Genomic DNA, 1666 nt, shown 5'->3' on the forward strand with positions numbered 1-1666 from the left:
GCTTTGCAGGATGAACAGGATGCCGGTGAGCACGGCGCGATTGTCCAGCGGTTTGCGCCCGGGATAGCGCGAGCGCCGCGGTTTGGGCGGTGGCAGCAACGGTTCGATGAGTGCCCACAGTTCGTCGTCCAGTATCGGTTTAGCCATGTCCTTTTTGTCGCCGAAACAACGATCAGGTTAACAGGAATGGCCAGAAGTAAACAGCCCTTTGTTCATTAGAGGGTAGCCACGTTCCCTCCCGGAAACGCGGCCCCCGAGGAACCGTACGTGCGAGTTTCCCCGCATACGGCTCGAGCACGGCCAGAAGCATCTCACTGATGCCAGTTGTATCTGCGCAGACACAACCTTCGCTGACGTCGCACCGTCGATTCATTCCGCTACCGGGACAAGGGCGCTGGACCGTAGCGCTACCGGTCTCTCACAAGCTGCCTTTGGCGAACCTCGGACACAGGTCAACGACAACCGCACCACGCGCACGTCAGCACCCTTTCAGGTTGAGGCAAATTCCGAACCCCTATGTCACCCGTTACAGGCAACCCTTCGCTTTTTGCGCGTTCTCAATCCCGCTTGCCCAACAGTGTTCCTCACGGTCCACCTGCCACCGTCCCAGCAAGCCGGAGCGTTGGCGGGAAATCGGGGTTTCCGCGTTCCCATCCCTACCGACCCGAGTATTCCCGGGCCTATCCGTTTAGCACCTGTCTATCCCCCGATGGCACTTTGACGACGTGCATCCATAACAAAGGGATGCAACCGGCCATTCACCATTTTGGTCAGAGCCTCCCAGCAGCTTTGGCTCCTTGAAGCTAACGAGGTTTGCAACAGTTCACGTACGTTGTGCATGCGGAACTTGCCCCCCACACCGCACGGCTGCTGGCAGTGTCGATCCCTTCCGGTCGCCCGTGGGAATCTCCAATAAGGCGGGTGCGTTGTCCCCGAAGCTTCGAACCCGACTGTTACCAGTCGCGCACGTTCGGCAACTGCTGGTCGTACAGCAGGTCACAGCTTCACTCTCCGATGTTCAGGGCGTGAACGTGACAAGGCAGAGAAGAGCTTTGCCATTCACTACGTTGCCGATTCACGTCCGGCGAACGGCGACACGCGTCGCACTTGTTAAAGCTTTTAAGCAATTTCTAATGTTGATCACACAGGTGATCATCGCGAGGCAACGTCACATCGTTTGATCATGACGCGATTGTTGACTGGCTTGGCAATTTTCCTCTCGCTAACGGCGTTGATTTCCCACCTGAGTTACAGGTTTGTTGAGCAACAGCGTATTCGAACGAATACGGGATCGGTATTATTGCCCCTCGATGAATACAGCGTCTATGCACCGCCGCGAGCGATCAGATGATCGCACTGTTTACCGTGGCGCCACTCGCCGCGTGCCGCTTCAAGACGAACTGCACCTGCATGAGACTACGGTCCAGCCGCGCCATATCCTGCCTGATGGGGCTGAGTCCACCAACTCAGCAGCTCGTACAGTTGGAGGCCGACGGACAACAAACTGTACGCGCTACATGCGCCCGCGGCGTGTACCTGTAGAAAGGCAAAGCGCGCTATTGACCTTTCCATAAATCATGACGTCACCACAAGGTTGCCTGAATCCAGCACGCGGCGATGATCGAAGGTCGGTGCTGAGCGCTTTTGAGCTTGTTGCGAGCGACGG

The 1666-nt window shown here is 57.1% G+C and carries 1 protein-coding gene; it reads right to left on the reverse strand.

The annotated features are described in order from the left end of the window. The coding region (locus tag HV796_RS42125) for a transposase (RefSeq protein ID WP_175233161.1) at positions 1–147 on the reverse strand (147 nt) is incomplete at its 3' end. Between the last annotated feature and the right edge of the window lie 1519 nt (positions 148–1666).

This window comes from Paraburkholderia humisilvae, assembly GCF_902859855.1.
Classification (GTDB): Bacteria; Pseudomonadota; Gammaproteobacteria; order Burkholderiales; family Burkholderiaceae; genus Paraburkholderia; species Paraburkholderia humisilvae.